Raw genomic sequence first — 25,328 nt, forward strand, 5'->3', positions numbered from 1 at the left:
GGGGTAGTTTGCGGGGCAGGAGGTGGATCGTGGACCTGATCCCCAAGCCCGACCAGGTGGTGTCGGCGGCCAGCAACGTGGCGCACAAGGTGCTTTACGGCGGCGTCGCCGACCTCAGGCCGATGCCGCGCACCCTCATCGACGACGGGGAGCTGCGCGAGGTCTACCACTACCGGCCCGCCGCCACGACCCGCCAGGTGGGCGACCCGGTGCTGCTGGTGACGCCGCTGGCGGCCCCCTCGACCTGCTACGACCTGCGCCGCGGCTGCTCGCTGGTGCAGCACTTCGTCACCGAGGGCCGCCCCACCTACCTCGTGGAGTACGGCGAGGTCTCCTTCCGCAACCGCAACCTGGGCATCGAGCACTGGGTCGACGAGGTGGTCCCCACCGCCGTGCGCGAGGTCTCGGCGCACGCCGGCGGCCGACCGGTGCACGTGGTGGGCTGGAGCCTCGGCGGCATCTTCGCGATGCTCGCCGCCGCCGACGCCACCGACCTCCCGATCGCCTCGCTGACCGTCGTCGGCTCGCCCATCGACACCTCGCTGGTGCCGATCGTGGCGCCGCTGCGGCCGCTGCTGCAGCTCAACCCCCTCGCCGGGCGCGGCGCCGTGACGCGCGCCTACCAGGCGATGGGCGGGGCACCGAAGCCGCTGGTGAAGTGGGCCTTCCAGCTCTCCTCCTTCCAGAAGCTCGTCACCAAGCCGCTGGCGCTGGCCACCCACCTCGACGACGCCGACTTCCTGGCCCAGATCGAGGCCGTCGACCGGTTCACCGCCGGCATGATGGCCTACCCGGGCCGCACCTTCGGCCAGCTCTACCACCGCTTCGTCAAGGGCAACGTGCTGCGCACCGGCACCTTCGAGCTCGACGACCGGACCATCGACCTGGCCCGCATCGACGTGCCGGTGCTGGTCTTCGGCGGCGCCAACGACGGCATCGCCCCGGTGCCGGCCGTCAAGGCGCTGGTCCCGCTGCTCTCCGGCTCGCCCGACGTGCGGTTCGAGATCGTGCCGGGCGGCCACCTCGGCATGCTGACCGGGCGCGCGGCGCGCGACAGCACCTGGCGGGTGCTCGACGCGTGGATCGCGGAGTGGTCGACGCCGACCGAGGAGCCCTCGGCGAGGAAGCCCGCCGCCAAGAAGACCGCGGCGAGGAAGTCGCCCACGAAGAAGCCCGCGGCGAAGAAGGCTGCCGCCGAGAAGACCGCGGCGAAGAGGCCGGCAGCGCGCGCGCAGGCCCCCAGCGCGGACTCGATCGGGGCCAACCCGCAGCGCCGCTACGGCTCGGAGGGCTCGCGCTCGCTGTCGCGCTGAACCCACCACGGGAGCCGCCGCCGGCCGATACCCTGCGGCGCATGTCCACGGCCACGCGGCCCGCGCCGCTGCCCACCCGGGTCCGCCTCGGCTACGGCGCCGGCTCGGTCGCCACCGGCGCCTTCGGCACGGTGCCCGGGCTGATGCTGCTGCCCTACCTCACCGACGAGCTCGGCGTCGCGGCGCTGGTCGCCGGCGTCGTCGTCTTCGCCCCCAAGGCCTGGGACGTGGTGCTCAACCCCGTGGCCGGGCGGATCAGCGACCGCACCCGCGACCCCCGCGGCCCGCGCCGGCCGTGGCTGCTGCGGGCGGGCCTGGCGCTGGCGGTGACCTTCGCGCTGGTCTTCGCCGGCCCCGACGTCGACTCCCGCGCCGTGGAGACCGGCTGGGTGCTGGTGTGCTTCCTGGCCGCGGCCACGGCGTACGCGTTCTTCCAGGTGCCCTACGTCGCGATGCCCGCCGAGCTGACGTCGTCGTACGACGAGCGCACCCGGCTGATGACCTGGCGGGTGGCGATCCTGGCGCTGACGATCATGGTCGCCGGTGCGAGCGCGCCGCTGATCCGTGACGCCGTCGGCGGTCGCGACGGCTACCGCGTGATGGGCGTGGTGATGGCGCTGATCATCGCGACCGGCGCCCTGGCGGCCTACCGCGGCACCCGCGGCGCACCCACCGCGGTGCTCGAGCCGAGCCCGGGCGGGCTGCGCGAGCAGCTGCGGGTGGTCGCCGCGGCGCGCGACTTCCGGCTGCTGCTGACCACCTTCGTGCTGCAGGCGCTGGCCACCGGCTGCATGCTCGCCGGCGTCGACTACCTGGCCGGCGAGGTGCTGGGCCGCGACGGCGCGGCGACCATCCTCTTCGTCTGCTTCGTGGGCCCGGCGCTGGTGCTGACCCCCGCCTGGTCGTGGCTGGGCGCCCGCGTCGGCAAGAAGCACGGCTACCTGGCCGCCTCGGTGGTGCTGGTCTGCGGCGCGCTGCTGGCCGCCACCGCGCGCAGCGCCCCGCCCTGGCTGGTCTTCGCGGCGGTCGCCCTGGTGGGCGTCGGCTACGCCGGCTGCCAGGTCTTCCCGCTGGCGATGCTGCCCGACGCCGCGGCCGTCGACGCCCGGCGCACCGGCAGCAACCGCGCCGGGGTCTACACCGGGGTGTGGACCGCCGGCGAGACCCTGGGGCTGGCCCTGGGGCCGGCCGCCTTCGCCGTCGTGCTCGCGCTGGGCGGCTACGTCTCCAGCCAGGGCGGCGGCGTGGTGCAGCCCGACTCGGCGGTCTCGGCCATCACGTGGGGCTTCTCGCTGCTCCCGGCCGCCCTGACCCTGCTCAGCCTGGCCTGGCTGGTGCGCTACGACATCGATGCGAAGGACGTGGACGCGTGACGACGGCACCCAGCACCCCCGGCGAGGTCCGGGAGCGGCTCGCCCGGCTGCAGTCGCAGGACCTCCCGGTCCACACCGGGCGCACCCTCGCCTACGTCTACGACTCCGGGCTCGAGGAGGTCGACCGCGTGGCCCGCGAGGCGGTCGCGGCCTTCGCCGGCTCCAACGGCCTCGACCCGACCGCGTTCCCGAGCCTGCTGCAGATGGAGAACGACCTGGTGGCCGCCGGGCTCCGGCTGCTCGACGCCCCCGACGGCGCCGTCGGCACCGTCACCTCGGGCGGCACCGAGTCGTGCCTGCTGGCCGTGCAGTCGGCCCGCGACTCGCGCCCCGACGTGGTCGGGCCGCGGATGGTGCTGCCCGACACCGCCCACCCCGCCTTCCACAAGGCCGCCCACTACTTCGGCGTCGAGATGGTGGTGGTGCCCACCGCCGAGGACCACCGCGCCGACCCCGCAGCCATGGCCGCGGCCATCGACGACCGCACCGTGCTCGTGGTCGTCAGCGCCCCGTCGTACGCGCACGGCGTCGTCGACCCGGTGCCGGCGGTGGCGGCGGCCGCCGCGGCGCGCGGGGTGCGCTGCCACGTCGACGCCTGCATCGGCGGCTGGGTGCTGGGGTACGCCGCGCGGCTGGGCCGCGAGGTGCCGCCCTGGTCGTTCGCGGTCGAGGGGGTCACCTCGGTCTCGGTCGACCTGCACAAGTACGGCTACGCCCCCAAGGGCACCTCGCTGCTGCTGCACCGCAGCAGCGCGCACCGCCGCCCCCAGCTCTTCTCCTCGGCACGCTGGCCCGGCTACACGATGCTCAACTCGACGCTCCAGTCGACGAAGTCGGGCGGGCCCCTGGCCGGCGCCTGGAGCGTCGTGCAGCTGCTCGGCGACGAGGGCTACGAGCGGCTGACCGCCCAGGCGCTCGAGGCCACCGACCGGGTCGCGGAGGCGGTCGGCTCGATGCCGGGCCTGCGGGTGGTCGCCCCGCCCGACGCGACGCTGCTGGCGCTGGGCACCGACGACGACCTCGACCCGTTCACGCTCTGCGACGAGATGGCCGCGCGCGGCTGGCACGTGCAGCCGCAGCTGTCCTACGCGGGGACGCCCGCGACGGTGCACCTGTCGTTCTCCGCCGCGACGAACGCCCACGTCGAGGAGCTGGTGGCCGCCCTGCGGGCCTCGGTGGCCGCCGCCCGCGCCTTCGGGCCGGTGCGCGTCGACCCCGGCGTCGCCGAGGTGATCGCCGCGCTCGACCCCGCCGGGCTGGGCGACGACGACCTCGACGCGCTGCTGGTCGCGGCCGGGCTGGCCGGCGGCGGCGACGCGGCCGGTGGTGCGATCGCGCTGCCCGAGCGGATGGCCGACGTCAACGCGATGCTCGACCTGGCCACGCCGCAGATGCGCGAGGCGCTGATGGTGGCCTTCCTCGACCGGCTCTGCCGGCCGTCGTCCTGAGCGGGCCGCGCGGGCCCGGTCAGCGGGGGGCGGGCACGCCCGCCAGGCCCGCAGGGGTGGCGTAGCGCTCGAGGTAGGCCGTCATCATCACGACCCCCTCGTCGACGAGGGCGGCGTCGCCGGCGGCGTCCTGCTCGTAGGCCAGCTGGAAGACGCGGTCGCCGACCTCGACGGCCAGCTCGGCGGCGGCCGCGCTCAGGTCGGGCCGGCACAGCCCGTGCTCGATGCCGAAGTCGCGCAGGGCCTGGGCGACCCGCACGTTGTGGGCGCGGCCGAAGCGGTCGACGGCGGCGTTGCCCCGCCCCCGCAGGTAGATCTCGACGAAGGCGGGACGACGCCGGTAGACGGTCACGAAGGAGTCCATGGCGCTGCGCACGAGCCCCGCCACGCTTAGCACCTCCAGGCCGGCCAGGTCGGTGGCGACCTGCTCGTCCATCTCGGCCATGTCCCGCCCGGCCAGGGCGAGCAGGACCGCCTCCTTGTCGCCGAAGTACTGGTAGAGCGAGGCCACCGGCACCCCCGCGCGCTGCGCGATGGCCCGCGTGGTCAGCGCCTCGACGCCCTGGTCGAGCACCAGCTCCTCGGCGGCGTCGAGGATCGCCTCGACGCGCCGGCGGCTGCGCTGCTGGGTGGGCACCCGGCGCACCGCCCCCACCGAGGGGTCCACCACGTCCTGCTCCTGCTCGGCTCCCATGCCGGGCAGTGTAGGTCGCGTACCAGAATCTGACACACGTTCACCTTGATGGCGGTGGGGGTCAGGTGGCCCGCGCGTACTCCGCCACGACCACGCCCGAGGCGAAGGTCCGCGCCCGGTCGAGCTGGAAGCCGCGGGCGGCGTACGACGCGCTGAGCACGGGGGCGCCCTCGCCCAGCAGCACCGGGTTGATCTTGAGCACCAGCCGGTCGACCTGGTCGACGAGGGTGCCGGCCAGGTCGCCACCGCCGCACAGCCAGACCCCCACCCCGTCGGCGGCCTTGAGCCGCTCGACCTCGCCGACGGGGTCGTCGGTCAGCCGGACCCCGGGCGGCACGTCGGCGTCGAGGTGGCGCCGCGTGACGACGACCTGGTCGAGGTGCGGGTAGGGGTCGTGCACGCCGTGGGGGAAGCCGGAGGCGTAGGTGCGCCACCCCATCACCACGGCGTCGAAGCGGGTCGCGGGCGGGGTGAGGCCCAGGGCGGCCAGCGCCGGGGCGGGCAGGGCGTCGGTCCACTCCTCGAGCACCATGTCGATGTGGTCGCCGGTCACCGGGAAGGCCGAGAAGTCGCCGTCGGGGGCGGCGATCCGCCCGTCGAGCGAGGTGGCGACGTAGTAGGTGAGCTCTCGCACGCCGCCTGTCTACCGGGCGCCCACCGGCAGCGCCACCGGATATCGGCCGCGGTGGCTACCGTCGGGGCCGTGGACGTGCTGAGCAGGTTGGTCGAGCAGGGCCGGGTGGCCCCGGACTGGGCGGAGGCCCTGGCGCCGGTCGAGGAGCAGGTGGCGCAGGTGCTGGCCCTCCTGCGCGACGAGACGGCTGCGGGGCGGGTCTGGCTGCCGGGCGAGGAGCGGCTCCTGCGCGCCTTCGAGCGACCGCTGGCGCAGGTGCGGGTGCTCGTGGTGGGCCAGGACCCCTACCCCACGCCGGGGCACCCGGTGGGGCTGTCCTTCTCGGTCGACCCCGACGTGCGCCCGGTGCCGCGCAGCCTGGTCAACGTCTACCGCGAGCTCGAGGCGGACCTCGGGCACCCGCCGCCCGCGCACGGCGACCTCACGGCCTGGGCCGAGCGCGGCGTGATGCTGCTCAACCGGGTGCTGAGCGTGCGGGCCGGGGAGCCCGACTCCCACCGGGGCCTCGGCTGGGAGCAGGTCACCGACCGCGCGGTGCAGGCGCTCGCGGACCGCGGCGGGCCGCTGGTCGCGGTGCTGTGGGGGGCCAGGGCCGGCGCGCTGCGCCCCCACCTCGGTGCGGTGCCGGTGGTCGCCTCCGCCCACCCCTCGCCCCTGTCGGCGCACCGCGGGTTCCTGGGCTCGCGGCCGTTCTCCCAGGTCGACCGCCTGCTGGTCGAGCAGGGCGGCTCACCCCTCGACTGGGCCCTCCCCGCCGACCCGTCGCAGATCTCGCGCTGACCCGTCGCAGATCTCGCGCCGACCCGGCCCGGACTAGCGCACCCGGGTGCGCCGCATCAGCTTCAGGCCTGAGAGCATCTGCTTGACGTAGCCGTCGTAGTCCTGGCCCGGTCGCGGCCCGAGCACCTGCTTCCTGAGCACCGCCAGGTTCTGCACGTCGGTGTACTTCAGCAGGCCCTGGTCGCCGTGCCGGGCGCCGACGCCCGACTGCTTGACCCCGCCCGACGGCGTCCCCTTCGAGGCGTACGCCGTGGCCAGGGAGTCGTTGACGTTGACGTTGCCCGACTCGATGCGGGCCGCCACCGCCTGCGCGCGCTGGAGGTCGCGCCCCCACACCGAGGCGTTGAGGCCGTAGTCGGTGTCGTTGGCCAGCGCGACCGCCTCGTCGACGGTGCGGTAGCGGTGCAGGGCCACCACCGGCCCGAAGGTCTCGGTGACGCCGCACTCCATGTCGGTGGTCACGCCCTCGAGCACGGTCGGCTCGAAGAAGGCCGGGCCCAGGTCGGGGCGCGGACGACCGCCGGTCAGCACCCTCGCGCCCTTGGCGACGGCGTCCTCGACGTGCGAGAGCACCCGGCGCATCTGGTCGACCGAGACCAGCGAGCCCACCTCGGGCGCGAAGTCGTACGACGCCCGCACGTCGAGCGCCGCGGCGGCCCGCACGAACTTCTGCTTCAGCTCGTCGTAGCGGGTGTCGGGCAGGTAGATGCGCTCGATGTGCATGCAGATCTGGCCGGTGTTGCCGAAGACGCCGAACATCGTGCTGGCGACCCACTCGTCGGCGTCGACGTCGTCGAGCACGATCTGCGGGTTCTTGCCGCCCAGCTCGAGGCAGGCCCCGATCAGGTTGCGCCCGGCCCGCTCGCCGATGGTGCGACCGGTGGCGGTGCTGCCGGTGAACATGACGTACGACGCGTTGTCGATGAGGGTGGGCCCCACGTCGGGCCCCTCGCCGCAGACGACCTGGAAGAGCCCGGGCGGCAGCCCGGCCTCCTCGAGCATCGCGACGCCGTGCAGCGGCGAGAGGGCGGTCTTGTTGTCGGGCTTGAGCACGACGGCGTTGCCGGCCATCAGCGCCGGGACCGCGTCGGAGATGCCGGTGGCGAAGGGGAAGTTCCAGGGCGCGATGATCCCGACGACGCCCTTGGGCTGGCGGATCTCGGTCGAGTGCGAGACCACCGGCACCGGGCCGCCGCGCCGCCGGGGGGCCAGCAGCCGCGGGGCCCGCTTGAGGTAGTGGCTCATCACCATCGGGGGGTCGCAGGTCTCCTCGATGGCCATCCGCCGGTTCTTGCCGCTCTCGGCCTGGATCAGGTCGGCGGTGGTGTGGGCCCGGTCGACGAAGAGGTCGTGGGCCCGCTTGAAGACCGCCAGCCGCTCGCGCAGCGGGGTGGCGGCCCAGGCGCGCTGCGCCTCGCGCGCGGTCGCGAAGGCGCGCTCGATGTCGGCGGGCGTCGACTGCGGCAGGTCGACGAGGTGCTCACCGGTGTAGACCTCGGTGAGCTTCCAGGTGCCGCCGGAGGTGGACGGCACGCGCGCCACCAGGCGCTGCAGGAGCTCGTCGGTGAGGACGGCCGGTCGCTGCGGGGCCACGGCTCAGCCCCGCCCGAGCACGAGGTCGGCGCCGCGCTCGCCGATCATGATGGCCGGCGCGTTGGTGTTGCCGCCGGTGATGGACGGCATGATCGAGGCGTCGCAGACGCGCAGGCCCTCCACGCCGCGCACCTTGAGCTCGGGGTCGACGACCGCGAGCTCGTCGACGCCCATCCGGCAGGTGCCCACCCCGTGGTAGACCGAGGTGGCCCGGTTGAGGATCTCCTGGCGCAGCTCGCTGCCGCGCAGCTGCGAGCCGGGGTGGATCTCGCCCTTCACCGCGCCGCGGAAGGCCTTGTTGGCGAAGATCTCGCGGGTGATCTCGGAGCCCTCGACGAGCAGGTCGAGGTCGGCGGGGTCGGCGAGGTACTGCGGGTCGATCAGCGGTGCGGCCGCCGGGTCGGCCGAGGCCAGGCGCAGGGTGCCGCGGCTGCGGGGGTAGATCAGCGTGCTCAGCACGGTCAGGGCCGGTCGCTGGTCGACGTCGTGGCGCACCGGCGCGTCCTGGTTGGGCGAGACGTACGCCCAGGGCAGCAGGTGCAGCTGCAGGTCGGGGATGCCGCCGGTGGCCTGCGAGGTCTGCAGGAAGGCGACCGCCTCGAAGACGGAGTTGGCCAGGAAGGTCGACCCGGGCCGCAGCACCTCCTTGGCCACCCCCTTGCCGAAGAAGAGGGCGCTGCCGCGCAGGCTCGAGGAGGTGGCGTGGAAGGTGAGGGCGTGGAACATGTGGTCGTGCAGGTTGTCGCCGACCGGGAGGTCGGAGACCACGTCGATGCCCTGGTCGCGCAGGTGCTGGGCGTGCCCGACCCCGGAGAGCATCAGCAGCTGGGCCGAGCCGACGAAGCCGGCGGAGAGGACCACCTCCTTCGCGGCACGGACGGTGCGCGTCGTGCCGTCCTTGTCGCGCACGACCACGCCGGTGGCGCGGCCGCGCTCGATGACGACGCGAGTGGCCAGTACCTGCGACTGCACCTCGAGGCTCGGCGGCGCGAGGTGGTGGATGTAGCCGCGGGCGGAGGAGTAGCGCAGCCCGTCGGCGGCGTTCTGCTGCATCCGCCCCACACCCTCCTGCGAGGCGCCGTTGTAGTCGTCGAGGACGCGGGCCCCGACCGTGTCGGCGGTGGCCTCGATGAACTGCAGCGACCCCTCCTGGGGTGACTTGTTGCAGGTCACGCGGATGGGGCCACCCTCGCCGCGGAAGTCGTCGGCGCCGCCCTCGTAGTCCTCCATGCGGCGGTAGGCCCGGTTGACCGAGTCGGCGTCCCAGCCGGTGCAGCCCTCGGCGGCCCAGGAGTCGTAGTTGGCGCGGTTGCCGCGCACGTAGACCATGCCGTTGATCGAGCTCGACCCGCCGAGCACCTTGCCGCGGGGCACCGGCATCTTGCGGTCCAGGATGTGCTTCTGGGGGGTGCTGTAGTAGCCCCAGTCGACGGTGCGCTTGATCTGCGGCACCGCGTGCATCGGGCCGATCATGCCCGGCTTCCGGGTGAGGAACTGCTCGTCGCTCCTGCCGGCCTCGAGCACGATGACGCTCGCGCCCGACTGGGCCAGCCGGCCCGCGATGGTCGCCCCGGAGCTGCCGGAGCCGACCACCACGTAGTCGGCCTCGTTGCTGGGTGCCTGCTTGGCCATCGGAGCCTCCATGCTCGCCGCGGTGCGAGGGAGTCGGTCACCGGCGCGGCGCTCACATACCCTCGGAATGTGTCGGGGCCCACACTAGAGCACTGGTGGAACTTGTTCTAGTTTTCCGGCCGGGTTTTCGCTCCCCGCCCCCGCTCCCCACAATGGCGACGTGCGCATCCTGTCGATCCAGTCCTCGGTCGCCTACGGCCACGTCGGCAACTCCGCCGCCGTCTTCCCGCTCCAGCGCCTGGGGCACGAGGTGTGGCCGGTGCTGACCGTGCACTTCTCCAACCACACCGGGTACGGCGCCTGGCGCGGGCCGCTGCTCGACCCCGCCGACGTGCGCGAGGTGATCGCCGGCATCGAGGACCGCGGCGTGCTCGGTCAGGCCGACGCGGTGCTGTCGGGCTACCAGGGCGACCCGGCCGTCGGCTCGGTCGTCCTCGACACCGTCGCCCGGGTCAAGGAGCTCAACCCCGCCGCGGTCTACTGCTGCGACCCGGTGATGGGCGACGTGGGCCGCGGCATGTTCGTGCGCCCGGGCATCCCCGAGTTCATGCGCGACACCGTCGTGCCGGCCGCCGACGTGATCACCCCCAACCACTTCGAGCTCGACTTCCTCGCCGCGCGCACCACCCGCACCCTCGACGAGGTGCTGGCCGCCGTCGACGTCGTGCGCGAGTGCGGGCCCCGCGACGTGCTGGTGACCAGCGTGCTGCACGACGAGGTCCCCGCCGACCACCTCGAGGTCGTCGCGGTCTCCGACGAGGGCGCCTGGGCGGTCACCACCCCCCTGCTGCCGATCAGTCCCAACGGCTGCGGCGACGTCACGGCGGCGCTCTACCTGGCCCACCTGCGCAGCACCGGCTCGCCCGAGGCGGCCCTCGAGCGCACGACCGCCTCGGTCTTCGGCATCCTCGAGGCCACCCTGGCCGCCGGCACCCGCGAGATCCAGCTGGTCGCGGCGCAGGAAGCCATCGCGGCCCCGCCCGCCACCTTCACCGCCCGACGCCTGCGCTGAGGCCCGGGCCGTAGAGTTCCGCGTCGTGAGCACCGACGCCCCCGAGCAGGCCGAGCAGTCGGCGCAGTCGGCGCAGTCGGCGCAGGCTGAGGACCGGGTGCCGCTCTCGCGGACGGCCGACGGCCGGGCGGTGCCCTCGGCGCAGTCCCGCGCCCGCGCCCGGGTCGGGCTCGAGGACCCCTTCGTGGGCTGGAGCGCCGCCGTGGGGCTCGGCCTGGTCGCGCTGTTCCTGCGGCTGTGGCGGCTCGGCTCGCCGGCGGAGTTCCAGTTCGACGAGACCTACTACGCCAAGGACGCGTGGTCGCTGGTCAACAACGGCTACGTGCGCGGCTACGTCGACGGCGCCGACGAGCAGATCCTCGACGGCACGGTGCGCGGGCTGTGGCAGGACGACCCGTCGATGATCGTGCACCCCGAGGTCGGCAAGTGGCTGATCGGCCTCGGCGAGAGGCTGGTCGGGATGGACCCCACCGGCTGGCGGGTCTCCTCGGCCGTCGTCGGTGCGCTCATGGTCGTGGTGATGGCGCGCCTGGGACGCCGCCTCACCGGCTCGACCGGGCTGGGCCTGGTGGCCGGGCTGCTGCTGATGCTGGACGGGCTGCACTTCGTGCTCTCGCGCCTGGCGCTGCTCGACATATTCCTGTCCTTCTTCATCCTGTGCGCCGTGGCCTGCCTGGTCGCCGACCGCGACTGGTACCGAGCCCGGATGGCGCGCCTGCTGCCCGGCGCTGTCACCGACCCCGCCTCCTGGGGACCGGTGCGGGCGATGCTGTGGCGCCCGTGGCTGCTGGCCAGCGGCGTGTGCTGGGGCCTGGCGATCGGGACCAAGTGGAACGCGCTCTTCCCGCTGGCCGCCTTCGGGCTGCTGGTGTGGCTGTGGAGCGCCGGCGCCCGTCGCTCCTTCGGCGTACGGCGACCGGTGCTGCGCTCGGTGCTGGCCGACGGGCTGCCCGCCTTCGGCCACCTCGTCGTGGTCGCCCTGGCCGTCTACGTCGCGACCTGGACCGGCTGGATGGTCAACGCCGCGGAGTACGAGCGCTCCCTCTCCTCCACGCAGTACACCCAGTTCACCGGCACCGGCGAGTGCCAGGACGAGTCGTTCGTGGCGAGCGACCCCGACACCGGCGCACGCTGGGCGACCGCCGACCAGGCGGACGCCTCGGGCCCGGGCGAGGTGGTGCAGTCGCTGCGCTCGTTGTGGTCCTACCACCGCGACGTCTACGTCTTTCACACCCACTTCCTGGAGTGCTCGACGCACACCTACCAGTCCGACCCGCTCGGCTGGCCGCTGCTCAGCCGCCCGGTCGGCGTCGCCGCCGACACCGGCATCCAGCCCGGCACCCGTGGCTGCGAGGCGCCCGAGGGCAGCGACTGCCTGCGCCAGGTGCTGCTGCTGGGCACCCCCGTGCTGTGGTGGGGCGCCGGCCTGGCGCTGGTGGCCGCGGCGGTGCTGTGGATCGGCGCGCGCGACTGGCGCTACGGCGTGCCCGTCGTGGGTGCGCTGTCGACGTGGCTGCCGTGGCTGCGCTACGACGACCGCCCGATCTTCCTGTTCTACGCGCTGGCCATGCTGCCGTTCCTGGTGCTGGCGGCCACGATGGTCATCGGGCGGCTCGTGGGGCCCTCCCGCGAGCCGAGCACCCGCCGCACCGTGGGCGTGGTCGCGGCCGGCTCCTTCGTGGTGCTGGTGCTGCTGAACTTCGCGTGGTTCTGGCCGGTCTACACCAACGAGCTGCTCACGCACTCGCAGTGGCTCGACCGGATCTGGTTCAGCCGCTGGATCTAGCCCTTGGCCTCGGCCTCGGCCGCCGCGGCGCACTCGTTGGCGAAGCGCACCACGTCGTAGGCGCTGTAGTGCGAGGGGTCGTCGTGGGGGCCCTGCACCGTGCGCACGCTGACGTCGGCACCGAAGCCCTGCAGCGCGGCCGAGAGCCGGCCGGTGTTGGCGTCGTACGGCACGTAGGGGTCGTAGGGGCTGGCCACGAAGCGGAACGTGGTGCCGGTCTGCGCGAGCTTGTACGCCGTGTTCACGGGGTTGCGGTCGCGCGGGTAGGGCCCGCCGCCGTACGCCTTGCGGATGAAGCCGTTGGCACCCGGGACGTTGCCCATCGTGGACATGTCGACCGCGGCCTTCACGCCGTACCAGCACGGCGGGGCCTCCTTGCCGTGCAGCAGCGCGTTGAGGGAGGTGGTGCCGCCCATCGAGGTGCCGAGGTACATCGTCACCTCGGCGCCGCCCTGGCGCTCGGCCCACTCCCAGACCCGGTCGGCGTCGGCGGTCGAGGCGGCGTTGCCCCAGGCCTCGCGGTGGAACATCGAGGAGGCCACCACCCAGCCGTCGCGGCGCAGCGCGTCGAGCCAGGGGCCCTCCATCTTGTCGTTGACGTTGCCGCCCTGGCCGTGGAAGAAGACGACGACGCCCTTGGGCTCGTTGGTCGGCGGCAGGTTGACGCGCACCTTCTGGCCCTCGAGGTTGTCCTCGACCTTCTCGGCCGGGTGCTCCCCGCTCGCCCCGGTGGTGGCCAGCACCAGCAGCACCGCCAGCACCGTCGCGAGCACCATCTGGGTCAGCCTCTTGGCCACGTCTCCCCCTCCTCGGGCCCCCTCCGGGCCCCTCCCACCGGACAACGAGCACGCCCGCGGGGAGTGACGCCCCGCGGATCGTGTCGCAATCGTGACCGCTGGTCGACCGCGTCGCCACTCGGGGGCCGTAGACAGGGTCCGTGCCCCGTCCGTCCCCTCGTGCGCTCGCGGTCGCGGCCCTGGTCGCGCTGCTGGGGCTGGGCGCGCTGGTCGCCTGCCACGAGGACGCCTCCGACCCCTCGGTGAAGTCGCAGGCGCCGTTCGTGCTGCCCGTCGGCTCGCCGACGTACGACGCCCGCTCGCCGGCCTGGGCGGTCGGCCCCGCCCTGCACGTGGGCGACGTCGTGCTCGAGCTCGACCCCGCGCCGACCGCGTTCGTGGTGACCCGCTGGGGCGTGCACTACCTGGCCGAGGGCTCGCTGTGGTCCAGCGACGGCGGTGCCGCGCGCCGCGTCGCGCAGGTCGACACGACCTCGCTCACCCTCTCCCCCGACGGTCGCCACGTCGGCCTGATGGACGCCGCCCGTGGCCCCCAGGACGAGTCCGGCACCCCCCTGGCCGTGCCGGTGGTGCTCGACGCGCAGACCGGCGAGCAGGTGCTGCGCGTGCCCGCCCCGGTCGCGGCGCAGGAGGACATGGGCGACCTCGAGGACCTCTACGAGGACGCCGAGATGGGCTTCCTCGGCTTCGACGCCGACGCGGCGTACGCCGCCGACCCGGTCGCCGGGGGCGTGCGCCGGCTGCCGCTCGACGGCTCCGAGCCCACCCTGGTCGACCGCGTGCCGGCACTGGCCGGCGAGCGCGGCACCCCGGTGCGGCTGCGCGAGCTGCCCTCCGACGGCATGCGTGTCGCCGGGCCGGGCGAGCAGTCCACGGCGGAGGGCTGGCTCTCCCCGGGTGGCGACGCGCTGATCGAGGCCGAGCGCAACCGCGGGGTCTGGTACGACGCCACCCTCGGCACGCCCCACCCCGTCGAGACCGGCGACCGCCACTTCTACCTCGGCGGCTGGGTCGACGACTCGACGTTCTACGGCGCGGCGAGCGCCCGGGGCAGCGCGCTGCGGCCCTCGGGACGCACCGTCGTGGTGACCTGCACGCTCGGCGAGCGGCGCTGCGAGCGGGTCGGCACGGAGTTCGGGCTGTCGGGGCGCCAGAGCCTGCTCTTCGGCACCGGGCGCCCGGCGCTGCTGTAGCCGCGGGGCGTCCCGGTCATGGGCTTAGGCCCCGTCCGCGGCGACGGCCATCCGGTGCCGGGGCGGCTGCGGCACCTGGTGGCCCAGCTCGCCGCCGATGCGACCGCCGTGCGGGCGCCCGTGGTCGGCGAACTCCTCGCGGGAGTAGACGAGGTGGTGCTCACCGATGTCGAGGCGGGTGCCGGTGCGCAGCAGCGTCGGCGCGGTGACGGGCGCACCGTGCACCCGGCTCAGCCCGGCGACGGCGTGCACGCAGTACTCGTCGTCCTCGTCGTGGACCACCCGGGCGTGCACGGGCTCCAGGCCCGGCAGCACGATGTCGCAGGACGGGTCGGAGCCGATGGTCTGCGTCTCCTCGAGCCAGAAGACCGGCTGCCGCTCGCCGGCCCAGACCTGCTCGCGCACCAGCACGAGACGGGGGCTGCCGCCGCCGGCGGGGTCGTGGGTCGTGCTGACCCGTCGACGTGCCTGCGGGTGCATGGTCGGGAAGGGCGGCCACAGGGTCGCGGGCGGGCTGAGCTCGAGCCCCGGCAGCAGCGGGCCGCGACCGGCGGCGCGCGAGCGGGCCGAGGTCCAGGCGCCCTTGAGGCTACCCAGGCGGATCCGCCGCGATCGGGTGAGCCGACGCTGCCACCAGGGAGCGCGCACCGCCCCGAGGGTGACCAGGTGCGTCTCGCCCTGCACGACCCGCAGCACGATGTCACGCGCTGCCAGCTCGTCGGCCACCCGCCGGATCAGCGGCGCGTCGCCGGCCCCGGCGAACGCGCCGGGGTCGTCGACGTCGAGGGTCAGCCTGCTGCCCTCGCCGGTGAGGTGGCCGTGCAGGTCGTCCTGGCCCTCACGGGTCAGGCTGAAGCACAGGTCGGCGGAGACCTGGGTGGGCATCGGTCTACCGCCCCTCGACGGGGGCCACGGGCTCGCCCTTGTCGGTCGTGGTGATCGTGAGGCGGCCGTCGACCTTCCAGGTCGCGCGGGGGGCGCGCGCACCGGTGTCGCGGGGCACCTCGACGGTGATGTCCTCGAACGCGTAGTGGATGGCCGCCTCGCGGCCGGTCAGGAACGTCCACATCCGGCGGCCCAGGTCGGTCCAGTCGACCACCTCGTCGGTGCGGGAGCCGTCCACGGCCTGGGTGCTGGTGTCCTCGGTCGTCGCCATGTCTCCTCCTTCATAGTAAAACAACTTGTTGAAGTTTCTTGAGAAGAGTTCAACACAGATGTGACGTCTGCGCAAGAGGCGCCGGGGTGGGAGCCCGACCCGCCGGCACACCCACCACAAAGGGGGCGCCACGACCGGCGGCGGCAGCGCATCATCGACGGATGAGCGAGACACGGGCCGAGACCTCCACGGCCACGGCTCGCGCGCGAGTGCTGCCCGCCCTGCGCGAGGTCGCGCTGCTGGCCGTGCTCTACCTGGGCTACACCGCCTCGCGCCTGCTGGCCGCCGACGACCTCGCGGCCGCGCGACGCGTCGCGGAGCACCTGTTCGAGGTGGAGCGGGTCCTGGGCATAGCGATCGAGCCGGTCCTCAACGGCTGGACCGCCACCTCCGTGGTCGTCGGCGTCGCCGCGTCGTACTGGTACACGGTCACCCACTACGCCGTCACCGCACTGGTGCTGCTGGGCACCTGGCTGTGGCGCCCGGAGGCCTACCGGACCGCCCGCACCGTGCTCGTCGCCGCCACCCTGACCGCGCTGGCGTGCTACCTGGTGGTGCCGGTCGCTCCGCCGCGCCTGGTGCCGGGGTACGTCGACGTGCTGGCGCAGACCGCCGCCTGGGGGTGGTGGGGCGAGAGCGCCTCGGCCCCCCGCGGCCTCGGGTCGATGACCAACCAGCTCGCCGCGATGCCCTCGATGCACGTCGGCTGGGCGGTCTGGGTCGCCCTCACCCTCTCCCGCGCCGTCCCCACCCGCTGGCGCCCCGCGGTCTGGGCCTACCCCCTCCTCACCACCCTCGTGGTGGTGATGACCGGCAACCACTGGCTGCTCGACGCCGTCGCCGGCGCCGCCGTCGTGCTGCTCGTCGACCGGCTCGTCCGGGCCCGCCGCACACCCGCGCAGCGGTGACGCCGACCCACCGTCGGTCGAGCAGGGCGGAGCGCCAGCGACGACCGTCGTCGAGACCCCGCGAGCACCGCACCCGCCGTACGCCATGGACCCACCGTCGCCGTACGCCGACCCACCGTTGGTCGAGCAGGGAGGAGCGCCAGCGACGACCGTCGTCGAGACCCCGCGAGCACCGCACCCGCCGTACGCCATGGACCCACCGGGTCTCGGCGCTGCTCGACCAACGGGTGGGCCCTCGCTGCTCGACCAACGCAGGCCGACCGAGCAGGGGTCGGGTCAGCGGGTCTGCTCGGCCTCCAGCGCCTCGGTGAGCAGGGCGACGAGCGCCTCGAGCTGGACGTCGGCGGACGAGCCGACCTCCTCGTCGGAGCCGTCGAGCGCCGTGGCCGCCAGGCCGGCCTTGGAGTCGATGAGCTCGGCGATCTTGGTGTCGAGGGTCTGGGCGGCGATCACGCGCCACGCGGTGACCGGCAGCTCCTGGCCGATGCGGTGGATGCGGTCGATGGCCTGGGTCTGCTCGGCGTCGGTCCACGACAGCTCGGCGAGCACCAGGTTGGAGGCCACCTGGAGGTTGAGCCCCACGCCCGCGGCGGAGAGGGAGCAGACCACGACGGCGACGTCGGGGTCCTCCTGGAAGGCCTTGATCGCGGCCTCGCGGGCCTTGGGGGTCTGGTCGCCGCGGATCGAGGTGTAGCGCAGGTCGCGCCGGGCGAAGGTCTCCTCTGCCACGTCCATCACGTCGACGTGCTTGGCGAAGAAGACGACCTTGCCGACGCTGCGCGCCAGCTGGGCGGCGTAGTCGGCGGCGAGGCCGGCCTTGGCCTGGCCGATGCGGCGCATCATCGAGAAGACGTTCTCGCCGTTCTTCGCGGCGGCGGTGTCCTCGCGCTCCCACGTCGCCACGCGGCGCACGAGCTCGTGGTCGATGCCCTCGACGACGACGCCGGAGGTGCGGGTCTCCAGGGCGGAGTGGTAGCGGGCCACGAGGCGGCGGGCCAGCTCGCGCTCGGCGTCGCGGATCGAGCGGCCCAGGGCGTCGTCCAGCTCGACCGGCAGGTCGGCGACCCGGCGGGCCGGGATGTCGGCGGCCACGTCGACCTTGCGGCGACGCACGATGCCCATGTCGATGACCTTGGCGCGCGCGGCGCCGTAGAACGCGGGCTCGGCCGGGGTCAGCCCGGTCTCCTCGAGTGCGTCCATCAGCTTGCCGAGCGGCTTGCGGTCGTCGATCCAGCCCAGGAACTGCCAGATCGCGCGGAAGTCCTCGAGGTCGTTGATGAGCGGGGTGCCTGTCAACGCCATCAGCAGCGGGTTGGCGGTGCGCGAACGGATCCGCTCGGAGAGCTGGAGCACGTGCTGGCTGCGCTGGGAGGTCTTGTTCTTGATGAAGTGCGCCTCGTCGACGACCATCCCCTTGAACCCGAGGTCGCCCAGCCAGCCGACGTGGCGGTCGAGGACCTCGTAGTTGACGACGACGATGTCGGCGAAGCCGTCGATGTCGCTGCCGTCGCCGTGGATCACGGTGACCGGGCGGTGCGGGGTCCACAGCCCCGCCTCGCGGGCCCAGTTGGTCTTGACCACGTTGGGCACCACGCAGAGCAGCGGGTAGGCGTCGGCGGCCTGCGCGGCGAGCAGCGCCTGCGCGGTCTTGCCGAGGCCGGGCTCGTCGGCGAGCAGGAAGCTGCGGTGCCCGGCGGCGGCCGCGGAGACCAGCTGCGCCTGGTGCGGCATCAGCTGCATGCCCTCGGGGGCGCGGTACGCCGACGGGTCGGGCATCTGCATGCACGCCGGGGCGCCGCCGCCGGCGTACTCGAAGGAGCGGAAGAGCGGGCCGAGGAGCTCCCAGCCGGCCAGCCGGCCGGTGCGGGGGCGGGTCGCCTCGGCGATGCCGAAGTCGGGCACGAGGAAGGGGTTGGAGAGCTGGCGCGAGACCACCGAGGGCGGCACGACGCGGCGGTCGACGGCCGCCTCGGCGCCGGGCTCGGGGGTCGGGGCGGGCTTCTCGACCTCGACCTCGAGGCCGGCCGCGCGCTGCATCTCGGCCTTGAGCTCGCGCGCGGAGTGCGAGAAGTCAGCGTCCTCGGCGAGCAGCGCGAGCAGGCTGGTCTCGCGGGTGGAGGTCTTGGCGAGGATGGTCGCGACCCCGTCGAGCCGCTTGAGCTGGGCGGCCTTCTGGCCCTCCGAGGTCTCCTCGTCGGCCTTGATGCGGGCGCGCTCCTCGCGCACGAGGTGGGCCACCACCTGGAACTTGGTGCGCACCGAGGGGCGCACGGCGCCGCGCTGGACCGCGCCCTCGACCTCGCGCACGGCCTTCGCCAGCACGGGGATGATGCCCTCGTTGTCGAGGTCGCGGGTGCGCCGCTGCGCGCGCGGCGCGGTGCGGGCGCCGCCGGATCGACGCTGGCCTCGTTGAGCCACAAGCTCCTCCTCTGGAGTGACACCGGTGCCCTCGCGCGGCGGGGCTGCTCACCACCGTCCGCGGCTGCGTGCACCCGGGCGTGCACCGCCTCGTGGAGCCTGCTGGCGCACACGAGCACGACGCGTCCAGCACGTCCCGGCGGCGACAGCGAGGCGATGGGCGGGACCGGGGATCGTGGAGATGAGCCTCGAGGTCCGTGGGCCCGCGACGACGGCGTCGGTGCCGGGATCGGTGCTGGTCGCAGCCGGATCTGCACCCGGCTGCCCCTCCACGGTACCGCGCGCCCCGACGAGGCGGCGCATCGCCGTGCGGCGCGTCACCCGTCTGGGGTACGACGCCGGCGTGCGGCCGGCGCGGGTCAGCCGGCGAAGCGGGCGGTGACGCTGCCCAGACCGCTGATCTCGGCCACCACCGTGGAGCCTGCCTCGACGGGGCGCATCGGGCCCAGCGCGCCCGAGAGCACGACCTGCCCGGCGCGCAGCGGCGCGCCGAAGAGCCGGGCCTGGTGGGCCAGCCAGGCGACCGCGTTCAGCGGGTCGCCCAGGCAGGCCGCCCCGGTGCCGGTGGAGACCTCCGCACCGTCGATGCGCAGCGACATCGTCACCCCCACGGGGTCGACCTCGTCGAGCGTGCGCCGCTGCGAGCCGAGCACGTAGAGGCCCGAGGAGGCGTTGTCGGCGACGGTGTCGGCGAAGGAGATGTCCCAGCCCGCGATGCGCGAGTCGACGATCTCGATGGCGGCCACGGCGTGCGCCACCGCGCCCCGCACCTGCGCGACGTCGAGGGGGCCCTCGGCGAGGTCCTCGCCCAGCACGAACGCCACCTCGGCCTCGACCTTCGGCTGCAGCAGCCGCTCGAGCGGGATGTCGGCACCGTCCTCGAAGCCCATGTCGTCGAAGAGCACGCCGAAGTCGGGCTGGTCGACGCCGAGCTGGGTCTGCACGGCCTGCGAGGTCGCCCCGATCTTGCGGCCCACGACCCGGGCCCCGGCCGCTGCCCGGCTGGCGTTGAGGTGCTCCTGCACGAGGTAGGCCGCCGCGACGTCGGTGGCGCCGATCAGGTCGCGCACCGGCGCGCAGGGGGTGAGGCTGCGCAGCGCCTGCACCAGCCGGTCGCCGGCGGCGGCGACGGTCGCGGCGTCGACGTCGGTGCGCGGTTGCTCGGCCCGGCCGCCTGGCTCCTCGTGGTCGGCGCCGCTCATGCGCCGTACACCGGCTCGGGGCGCGGGGCCTGGGCGAGCAGTGCGCGCAACCGGTCGCCGACCTCGGCGCTCTCCCAGCGCCGGCCGAGGTCCGCGGCCGGGCCGTGGGTCCAGCCGTTCTCGACCGTCACCCTGCCGCCCTCGATCTCGATGACGCGACCGGTCACGTCGCCGGCCTCGACGGAGGCCAGCCAGGCCACGACCGGGGAGTTGTCGGCCGGGTCGGGCATCGCGGAGGTGTCGAAGGCGCCCTCGGTCATCCGGGTGCGCGCGACCGGCGCGATCGCGTTGACGGTGACCCCGTAGCGACCCAGCTCGGCGGCGGCGACCAGGGTCATCCCGGCGATGCCGGCCTTGGCCGCCGAGTACGTCGTCTGCCCGATCGAGCCCTGGAGGCCCGCGCCCGAGGAGGTGTTGATGACGCGGGCCTCGCGCCGGCGCCCCTCCTTGGCCTCGGTGCGCCAGTAGGCGCCGGCGTGGCGCAGTGGCGCGAAGTGGCCCTTGAGGTGCACCCGCACGACGGCGTCCCACTCCTCCTCGGAGGTGTTGACCAGCATCCGGTCGCGCACGAAGCCGGCGTTGTTGACGAGGACGTCGAGCCCGCCGAAGGTGTCGATCGCCTGGCGCACCATCGCCTCGGCCTGCTCGAAGTCGGCGACGTCGGCGGCGTTGGCCACCGCCCGGCCACCGGCCGCCTCGATCTCGGCCACGACCTGCTCGGCCGGGCTCGCGGCGTCCTCCCCCTCGCCCGACAGCGAGACGCCGAAGTCGTTGACCACGACGGCGGCGCCCTGGGCGGCGAGCTCGAGGGCGTGGGCGCGGCCGATGCCGCGCCCGGCGCCGGTCACGACGGCGACGCGGCCGCCGAGGATCTTCGTCACGGTGGTGCTCCTTGCTGCTGATGGTCCTGGTGCGGGGGCGGGTGGGGGTCAGGTGGAGGGGGGGGCGGGCGGGGGTCAGGCGCCGGCGAGGGCGCTGAGGAAGACGGGCGGCTCGCCGCCGCCGTGGCAGGCGATGGTCGCGCCGCTGACGTAGGAGGCCAGGTCGGAGCCGAGGAAGAGCGCGACCGCCGCGACCTCCTCGGGGCGGGCCATCCGGCCCAGCGGGATCGTGGCCTCGATGGCGGCGACCTGCGCGTCGCCGCCGTAGTGGTCGTCGGTGAGCTCGGTGCGGCACAGCCCCACGTTGATCGAGTTGAGCCGCACCTTCGGGGCCCACTCGACGGCCAGCGAGGCGGTGAGCGAGTCGACGCCGGCCTTGGCGGCGCCGTACACGGCGGTGCCCGGTGAGGGCCGCAGCGCGCTGATCGAGGAGATGGTGACGATCGCGCCGCCGCCCTCCTGGGCCTGCATCACGCGGTTGGCGGCCTGGGCGACCAGCAGCGGTGCGAGCAGGTTGAGGTCGAGCACCTTGGCGTGGAAGCGCGGCGAGGCGTCGGCGGCCAGCGCGTACGGCGCGCCCCCGGCGTTGTTGACCACGACGTCGAGGCGCCCCTCGGTGGCCGCGACCTCCGCGACCATCGCCTCGACCGCCTCGGGGTCGCGCACGTCGCAGGTGGTGTGCCGGGTGCCGGCCAGCGGCGCCGCCCCCGACCGGGCGCAGGTCACGACCCGGGCTCCCGCGGCGGCGTACGTCTCGGCGATGGCGCGGCCGATGCCCTTGCTGCCACCCGTGACCAGGGCGACCCGGCCGGTCAGGTCGAGGCTGATGCTCATCGATGTCCTTCGGTCGGGGCGGGCGAGGCGGACCAAGCAAGTGTTAGGGTACCAAGCAAATGCTAGGTCGTCTGCAGGAGAGGCACTTCATGGGCATCACCTCCGAGCTCCGCGAGGACGGCGTCCGCGTCGTCACCATGGAGCACCCGCCGGTCAACGCGCTGCCGGTGCAGGGCTGGTACGACGTCGCCGCCGCGCTGGACGAGGCCTCGCGCGACCTGGCCACCCACGTCGTGGTGCTGCGCGCCGAGGGCCGCGGCTTCAACGCCGGCGTGGACATCAAGGAGATGCAGCACTCCACCGGCTTCGACGCGCTGATCGGCGCGAACAAGGGCTGCTACGCCGCCTTCAAGGCCGTCTACGAGTGCGCGGTGCCGGTCGTCGCCGCCGTGCACGGGCACTGCCTCGGCGGCGGGGTCGGCCTGGTCGGCAACGCCGACTGCGTCGTGGCCAGCGAGGACGCCTACTTGGGGGTGCCCGAGGTCGACCAGGGGGCGCTCGGCGCCGCGACCCACATGGCCCGCCTGGTCCCCCAGCACCTGATGCGGACCCTCTACTTCACCGCCCGCACCATCAGGGCGGCCGAGCTGGTGCAGCACGGCTCGGTCCTCGAGGTCGTCCCCCGCGAGCGGCTCGACGACGCCGCCCTGGCCGTCGCCGGCGAGATCGCCGCCAAGGACACCCGGGTCATCCGCGCGGCCAAGGAGGCCCTCAACGGCATCGACCCGGTCGACGTCAACAGGAGCTACCGCTTCGAGCAGGGCTTCACGATGGAGCTCAACCTCGCCGGCGTGGCCGACGAGCTGCGCGACGGCTTCGCGGGCACCGACAAGGCAGGCCAGCGGGCTGGGACGGGACGCCGATGAGCGCCGGGCGCAGCCCCCGCGACAAGCGGATGAGCATCGACGAGGTCGTCGCCGAGCTGAGCGACGGCATGACCATCGGGATCGGCGGGTGGGGCCCGCGGCGCAAGCCGATGGCGCTGGTGCGCGCCATCCTGCGCTCGGACCTCAAGGACCTGACGATCGTCAGCTGGGGCGGCGCCGACGTCGGCCTGCTGCTGCGCGCCGGCAAGGTGCGCCGCCTCGTCTACGCCTTCGTCTCCCTCGACTCGGTGCCGCTGGAGCCCAACTTCCAGAAGGCTCGCCAGGAGGGCACCGTCCCCGAGGTCGTCGAGCTCGACGAGGGCATGTTCCAGACCGGGCTGCGCGCGGCCGCCCAGCGGCTGCCGTTCCTGCCGGTGCGGGCCGGGCTCGGCTCCGACGTGCTGGTGCACAACCCCGACATCACCACGGTCACCAGCCCGTACGCCGACCCCGACGGCGTGCACGAGGAGCTGGTGGCCGTCCCGGCGCTGCGCCTCGACGTCGCGCTGGTCCACCTCAACCGGGCCGACAAGCACGGCAACGCGACGTACCTGGGGCCCGACCCCTACTTCGACGACCTGTTCTGCATGGCCGCCGACCGCGCCTACGTCAGCGTCGAGCAGGTCGTCGACACCGCCGGGCTGACCGTCGACACCCCGGTGCAGCGGCTGCTGCTGAGCCGGATGCTCGTCACCGGCGTCGTCGAGACCCCGCACGGCGCGCACTTCACCACCTGCACCCCCGACTACGAGCGCGACGAGCGCTTCCAGAAGGCGTACGCCGCCGCGGCGTCGGGCTCCGACGAGGACTGGGCGGCCTTCGAGCAGCGCTTCCTCGCCGGCGACGAGGACGCCTACCAGGCCGCGGTCGCGGCCTTCGCCGAGGAGGAGCAGGCATGAGCGAGCCGACCCGCGCCGAGGTGTGCGCCGCAGCGATCGCCGACGCGTTCGCCGACGACGGCGAGATCTTCGCCAGCCCGATGGGGATGCTGCCGATGCTGGGCGTGCGCCTGGCCAAGCTCACCTCCAACCCCGACCTGGTCATCTCCGACGGCGAGTCGCTGTTCCTGGCCGGGGTGCCGCCGCTGTTCGCCAAGGCCGACGTGGTCGAGGGCTGGATCCCCTTCCGCAAGGTCTTCGACATCGTCGCCAACGGCCCGCGCCACGTGATGATGGGCGCCACCCAGGTCGACCGGCACGGCAACCAGAACATCTCCGCCATCGGCGACTTCGACCGTCCGACCCGCCAGCTGCTCGGCTCGCGCGGCGCGCCGGGCAACACCGTCAACAACCGCACGTCGTACTGGGTGCCGCGGCACTCGCCGCGCGTGTTCGTGGAGGCCGTCGACGTCGTCTCGGGCGTGGGTCCGCGCCGCGCGGCCGCGGCCGGCCCCGCGGCGGCGAGGTACAACGACATCCACCGCATCGTCACCGACCTCGCCGTCCTCGACGTCAAGGGCGCCGACGACACGGTGCGGCTGCTCTCGGTGCACCCGGGCGTGAGCGTCGACGAGGTGCGCGCCGCCACCGGCTTCGAGCTCGAGGTGCCGGCCGAGGTGCCCGAGACCCGCTCCCCCACGGCCGAGGAGCTCGTGCTGGTGCGCGAGGTGCTCGACCCCCGCACGCTGCGCGACCGCGAGGTCAAGCCGGTGGTCCGGGAGGCGACGTCGTGATCGAGCAGCAGCTGAGCACCCCGTTGACCGAGCTGGTCGGGGTGCGCCACCCGGTCGTGCAGACCGGCATGGGCTGGGTCGCCGGGCCGCGCCTGGTCAGCGGCACCGCCAACGCCGGCGGCCTGGGCATCCTGGCCAGCGCCACGATGACCCACGAGGAGCTCGAGCGGGCGATCGTCGAGGTCAAGGGCCGCACCGACCAGCCCTTCGGCGTCAACCTGCGCGCCGACGCCGGCGACGCCGCCGACCGCTGCGACCTGCTGATCAGGCACGGCGTCAGGGTCGCCTCCTTCGCGCTCGCGCCCAAGCAGGACCTGATCAAGAAGCTCAAGGACCACGGCATCGTGGTGATGCCGTCCGTGGGGCTGCCGCGCCACGCCGAGAAGGTCGCCTCCTGGGGCGCCGACGCGGTGATGATCCAGGGCGGCGAGGGCGGCGGCCACACCGGCTCGGTGCCCACCACGCTGCTGCTGCCCACGGTGCTGGACGCCGTCGACATCCCGGTCGTCGCCGCCGGCGGGTTCTTCGACGGCCGCGGCCTCGCGGCCGCCCTGTCGTACGGCGCCGCCGGCATCGGGATGGGCACCCGCTTCCTGCTCACCGCCGACAGCGCGGTGCCGCAGGCGGTCAAGGAGCTCTACCTCTCCCACGACGTCAACGGCACCGTCGTGACCGCGAAGGTCGACGGGATGCCGCACCGGATGCTGCGCACCCCGCTGGTCGAGGAGATCGAGGAGACCAGCGCGGTCAAGCGGCTGGGCCCCACCGTGCGCCGCACCCTGGAGTTCAAGCGCACCAGCGGCATGACGTGGCTCGACCTGGCCCGGGACGGCCGGGCGATGAGGAAGACCCAGGGCCGCACGCTGGCCCAGATGACCCTGGCCGCCAACACCCCGATGATGCTCAAGGCCGGCCTCGTCGACGGCGACACCTCCGCGGGCGTCCTCGCCTCCGGCCAGGTCGTCGGCGTCCTCGACGACCTGCCCACCTGCGAGGAGCTCGTCGACCGCGTCGTCACCGAGGCGGTCGCCTGCCTGCGTCGTACGGCCACCCACCTGCGCTGACCAGTCCCAGATCTCGCGCCCACCCGGCGCAGATCTCACGCCCACCCGGCGCGAATCTCCGCGCCGCAGACA

The 25,328-nt window shown here is 74.0% G+C and carries 23 protein-coding genes; 12 read left to right on the forward strand and 11 right to left on the reverse strand.

Annotation, left to right across the window (positions count from 1 at the left end; genetic code table 11):
- The first annotated feature begins 29 nt into the window (after positions 1-29).
- Genes H0S66_RS04280 through H0S66_RS04290 form a run of 3 tightly spaced genes read left to right on the forward strand, consistent with a single transcriptional unit; the run spans position 30 to position 4,134 of the window.
- Positions 30-1,313 carry an alpha/beta fold hydrolase gene (locus H0S66_RS04280; protein WP_258017091.1) on the forward strand — a complete coding sequence of 428 codons (1,284 nt, stop codon included), beginning with the start codon at positions 30-32 and terminating at the stop codon, positions 1,311-1,313.
- Positions 1,314-1,354: 41 nt separating this feature from the next.
- Positions 1,355-2,686, forward strand: a complete 1,332-nt coding sequence (locus H0S66_RS04285; protein WP_179614296.1) for an MFS transporter — start codon at positions 1,355-1,357, stop codon at positions 2,684-2,686.
- Positions 2,683-4,134 (forward strand): pyridoxal phosphate-dependent decarboxylase family protein, encoded by a 1,452-nt coding sequence (locus H0S66_RS04290; protein WP_179614297.1) that lies wholly within the window; start codon positions 2,683-2,685, stop codon positions 4,132-4,134. Before H0S66_RS04285 ends, H0S66_RS04290 begins: the two co-directional genes overlap by 4 nt.
- 19 nt (positions 4,135-4,153) lie before the next feature.
- On the opposite strand, the gene H0S66_RS04295 is transcribed toward H0S66_RS04290, so the two are convergent.
- Both H0S66_RS04295 and H0S66_RS04300 read right to left on the reverse strand, forming a co-directional pair.
- Entirely contained in the window at positions 4,154-4,828 is a 675-nt protein-coding gene (locus H0S66_RS04295) for a TetR/AcrR family transcriptional regulator (protein WP_179614298.1), read from the reverse strand.
- 61 nt (positions 4,829-4,889) lie between these two features.
- Complete coding sequence (locus H0S66_RS04300; protein WP_179614299.1) at positions 4,890-5,462, reverse strand: dihydrofolate reductase family protein; 573 nt, start codon at positions 5,460-5,462, stop codon at positions 4,890-4,892.
- A gap of 69 nt (positions 5,463-5,531) precedes the next feature.
- On the opposite strand from H0S66_RS04300, the gene H0S66_RS04305 reads away from it, so the two are divergent.
- Positions 5,532-6,242 (forward strand): uracil-DNA glycosylase, encoded by a 711-nt coding sequence (locus H0S66_RS04305; protein ID WP_179614300.1) that lies wholly within the window; start codon positions 5,532-5,534, stop codon positions 6,240-6,242.
- Between the two features lie 33 nt (positions 6,243-6,275).
- On the opposite strand, the gene H0S66_RS04310 is transcribed toward H0S66_RS04305, so the two are convergent.
- Positions 6,276-7,835, reverse strand: a complete 1,560-nt coding sequence (locus tag H0S66_RS04310) for a succinic semialdehyde dehydrogenase (protein WP_179614301.1) — start codon at positions 7,833-7,835, stop codon at positions 6,276-6,278.
- 3 nt (positions 7,836-7,838) lie between these two features.
- A complete protein-coding gene (locus tag H0S66_RS04315) occupies positions 7,839-9,479 on the reverse strand; it encodes a GMC family oxidoreductase (RefSeq protein WP_246305109.1) in 1,641 nt (546 codons plus the stop codon).
- A 148-nt stretch (positions 9,480-9,627) separates the two neighbouring features.
- On the opposite strand from H0S66_RS04315, the gene pdxY reads away from it, so the two are divergent.
- Together pdxY and H0S66_RS04325 are read left to right on the forward strand one after the other, a co-directional pair.
- Positions 9,628-10,479 carry a pyridoxal kinase PdxY gene (gene pdxY, locus H0S66_RS04320; protein ID WP_179614302.1) on the forward strand — a complete coding sequence of 284 codons (852 nt, stop codon included), beginning with the start codon at positions 9,628-9,630 and terminating at the stop codon, positions 10,477-10,479.
- A 25-nt stretch (positions 10,480-10,504) separates the two neighbouring features.
- Complete coding sequence (locus H0S66_RS04325) at positions 10,505-12,265, forward strand: dolichyl-phosphate-mannose--protein mannosyltransferase (RefSeq protein WP_258017092.1); 1,761 nt, start codon at positions 10,505-10,507, stop codon at positions 12,263-12,265.
- Here the strand turns inward: H0S66_RS04325 and H0S66_RS04330 are convergent.
- Positions 12,262-13,062: an alpha/beta hydrolase family protein gene (locus H0S66_RS04330; protein WP_179614303.1), complete on the reverse strand. Its 801-nt coding sequence runs from the start codon at positions 13,060-13,062 to the stop codon at positions 12,262-12,264. The two genes, H0S66_RS04325 and H0S66_RS04330, sit on opposite strands and share 4 nt — an antisense overlap.
- 140 nt (positions 13,063-13,202) lie before the next feature.
- Between H0S66_RS04330 and H0S66_RS04335 the strand changes: the two genes are divergently transcribed.
- Positions 13,203-14,255 carry a hypothetical protein gene (locus H0S66_RS04335; protein WP_179614304.1) on the forward strand — a complete coding sequence of 351 codons (1,053 nt, stop codon included), beginning with the start codon at positions 13,203-13,205 and terminating at the stop codon, positions 14,253-14,255.
- Between the two features lie 24 nt (positions 14,256-14,279).
- On the opposite strand, the gene H0S66_RS04340 is transcribed toward H0S66_RS04335, so the two are convergent.
- Both H0S66_RS04340 and H0S66_RS04345 read right to left on the reverse strand, forming a co-directional pair.
- Positions 14,280-15,140: an FHA domain-containing protein gene (locus H0S66_RS04340; RefSeq protein ID WP_179614305.1), complete on the reverse strand. Its 861-nt coding sequence runs from the start codon at positions 15,138-15,140 to the stop codon at positions 14,280-14,282.
- A 4-nt stretch (positions 15,141-15,144) separates the two neighbouring features.
- Positions 15,145-15,411, reverse strand: coding sequence for a hypothetical protein (locus H0S66_RS04345; RefSeq protein WP_179614306.1), 267 nt, complete (start codon positions 15,409-15,411; stop codon positions 15,145-15,147).
- A gap of 161 nt (positions 15,412-15,572) precedes the next feature.
- Here H0S66_RS04345 and H0S66_RS04350 point away from each other — a divergent pair, with 161 nt between their 5' ends.
- Positions 15,573-16,319, forward strand: coding sequence for a phosphatase PAP2 family protein (locus H0S66_RS04350; protein WP_179614307.1), 747 nt, complete (start codon positions 15,573-15,575; stop codon positions 16,317-16,319).
- Between the two features lie 276 nt (positions 16,320-16,595).
- Here H0S66_RS04350 and H0S66_RS04355 read toward each other — a convergent pair whose 3' ends face one another.
- The 4 genes from H0S66_RS04355 to H0S66_RS04370 all read right to left on the reverse strand — a co-directional run bounded on the left by H0S66_RS04355 (position 16,596) and on the right by H0S66_RS04370 (position 21,654).
- Positions 16,596-18,737 (reverse strand): DEAD/DEAH box helicase, encoded by a 2,142-nt coding sequence (locus tag H0S66_RS04355; RefSeq protein WP_179614308.1) that lies wholly within the window; start codon positions 18,735-18,737, stop codon positions 16,596-16,598.
- A 359-nt stretch (positions 18,738-19,096) separates the two neighbouring features.
- On the reverse strand, positions 19,097-19,939 hold the full coding sequence (locus H0S66_RS04360; RefSeq protein ID WP_179614309.1) for a 2-keto-4-pentenoate hydratase: 843 nt from the start codon (positions 19,937-19,939) through the stop codon (positions 19,097-19,099).
- Positions 19,936-20,820, reverse strand: a complete 885-nt coding sequence (locus H0S66_RS04365) for an SDR family oxidoreductase (protein WP_179614310.1) — start codon at positions 20,818-20,820, stop codon at positions 19,936-19,938. The genes H0S66_RS04360 and H0S66_RS04365 overlap by 4 nt, the downstream gene beginning before the upstream one ends.
- Positions 20,821-20,895: 75 nt before the next feature.
- Positions 20,896-21,654, reverse strand: a complete 759-nt coding sequence (locus tag H0S66_RS04370) for an SDR family oxidoreductase (RefSeq protein WP_179614311.1) — start codon at positions 21,652-21,654, stop codon at positions 20,896-20,898.
- A gap of 89 nt (positions 21,655-21,743) precedes the next feature.
- Here H0S66_RS04370 and H0S66_RS04375 point away from each other — a divergent pair, with 89 nt between their 5' ends.
- The 4 genes from H0S66_RS04375 to H0S66_RS04390 are packed head-to-tail and all read left to right on the forward strand — an operon-like array spanning position 21,744 to position 25,256.
- Positions 21,744-22,520, forward strand: coding sequence for an enoyl-CoA hydratase family protein (locus H0S66_RS04375; RefSeq protein ID WP_179614312.1), 777 nt, complete (start codon positions 21,744-21,746; stop codon positions 22,518-22,520).
- Positions 22,517-23,419, forward strand: coding sequence for a CoA transferase subunit A (locus tag H0S66_RS04380; protein WP_179614313.1), 903 nt, complete (start codon positions 22,517-22,519; stop codon positions 23,417-23,419). Before H0S66_RS04375 ends, H0S66_RS04380 begins: the two co-directional genes overlap by 4 nt.
- Complete coding sequence (locus H0S66_RS04385; RefSeq protein ID WP_179614314.1) at positions 23,416-24,192, forward strand: CoA-transferase subunit beta; 777 nt, start codon at positions 23,416-23,418, stop codon at positions 24,190-24,192. Before H0S66_RS04380 ends, H0S66_RS04385 begins: the two co-directional genes overlap by 4 nt.
- Positions 24,189-25,256, forward strand: a complete 1,068-nt coding sequence (locus H0S66_RS04390) for an NAD(P)H-dependent flavin oxidoreductase (RefSeq protein WP_179614315.1) — start codon at positions 24,189-24,191, stop codon at positions 25,254-25,256. Before H0S66_RS04385 ends, H0S66_RS04390 begins: the two co-directional genes overlap by 4 nt.
- The last annotated feature ends 72 nt before the right edge of the window (positions 25,257-25,328 follow it).

This window comes from Nocardioides marinisabuli (assembly GCF_013466785.1).
GTDB lineage: Bacteria > Actinomycetota > Actinomycetes > Propionibacteriales > Nocardioidaceae > Nocardioides > Nocardioides marinisabuli.

What these genes read in the sequence shown, in the direction of transcription:
- H0S66_RS04340 (WP_179614305.1), bottom strand. Translation starts at nt 15,140, where the DNA reads ATGCCCACCCAGGTCTCCGCCGACCTGTGCTTCAGCCTGACCCGTGAG.
- H0S66_RS04380 (WP_179614313.1), top strand. Translation starts at nt 22,517, where the DNA reads ATGAGCGCCGGGCGCAGCCCCCGCGACAAGCGGATGAGCATCGACGAG.
- H0S66_RS04285 (WP_179614296.1), top strand. Translation starts at nt 1,355, where the DNA reads ATGTCCACGGCCACGCGGCCCGCGCCGCTGCCCACCCGGGTCCGCCTC.
- H0S66_RS04375 (WP_179614312.1), top strand. Translation starts at nt 21,744, where the DNA reads ATGGGCATCACCTCCGAGCTCCGCGAGGACGGCGTCCGCGTCGTCACC.
- H0S66_RS04295 (WP_179614298.1), bottom strand. Translation starts at nt 4,828, where the DNA reads ATGGGAGCCGAGCAGGAGCAGGACGTGGTGGACCCCTCGGTGGGGGCG.
- H0S66_RS04315 (WP_246305109.1), bottom strand. Translation starts at nt 9,479, where the DNA reads ATGGAGGCTCCGATGGCCAAGCAGGCACCCAGCAACGAGGCCGACTAC.
- H0S66_RS04385 (WP_179614314.1), top strand. Translation starts at nt 23,416, where the DNA reads ATGAGCGAGCCGACCCGCGCCGAGGTGTGCGCCGCAGCGATCGCCGAC.
- H0S66_RS04345 (WP_179614306.1), bottom strand. Translation starts at nt 15,411, where the DNA reads ATGGCGACGACCGAGGACACCAGCACCCAGGCCGTGGACGGCTCCCGC.
- H0S66_RS04360 (WP_179614309.1), bottom strand. Translation starts at nt 19,939, where the DNA reads ATGAGCGGCGCCGACCACGAGGAGCCAGGCGGCCGGGCCGAGCAACCG.
- H0S66_RS04350 (WP_179614307.1), top strand. Translation starts at nt 15,573, where the DNA reads ATGAGCGAGACACGGGCCGAGACCTCCACGGCCACGGCTCGCGCGCGA.
- H0S66_RS04370 (WP_179614311.1), bottom strand. Translation starts at nt 21,654, where the DNA reads ATGAGCATCAGCCTCGACCTGACCGGCCGGGTCGCCCTGGTCACGGGT.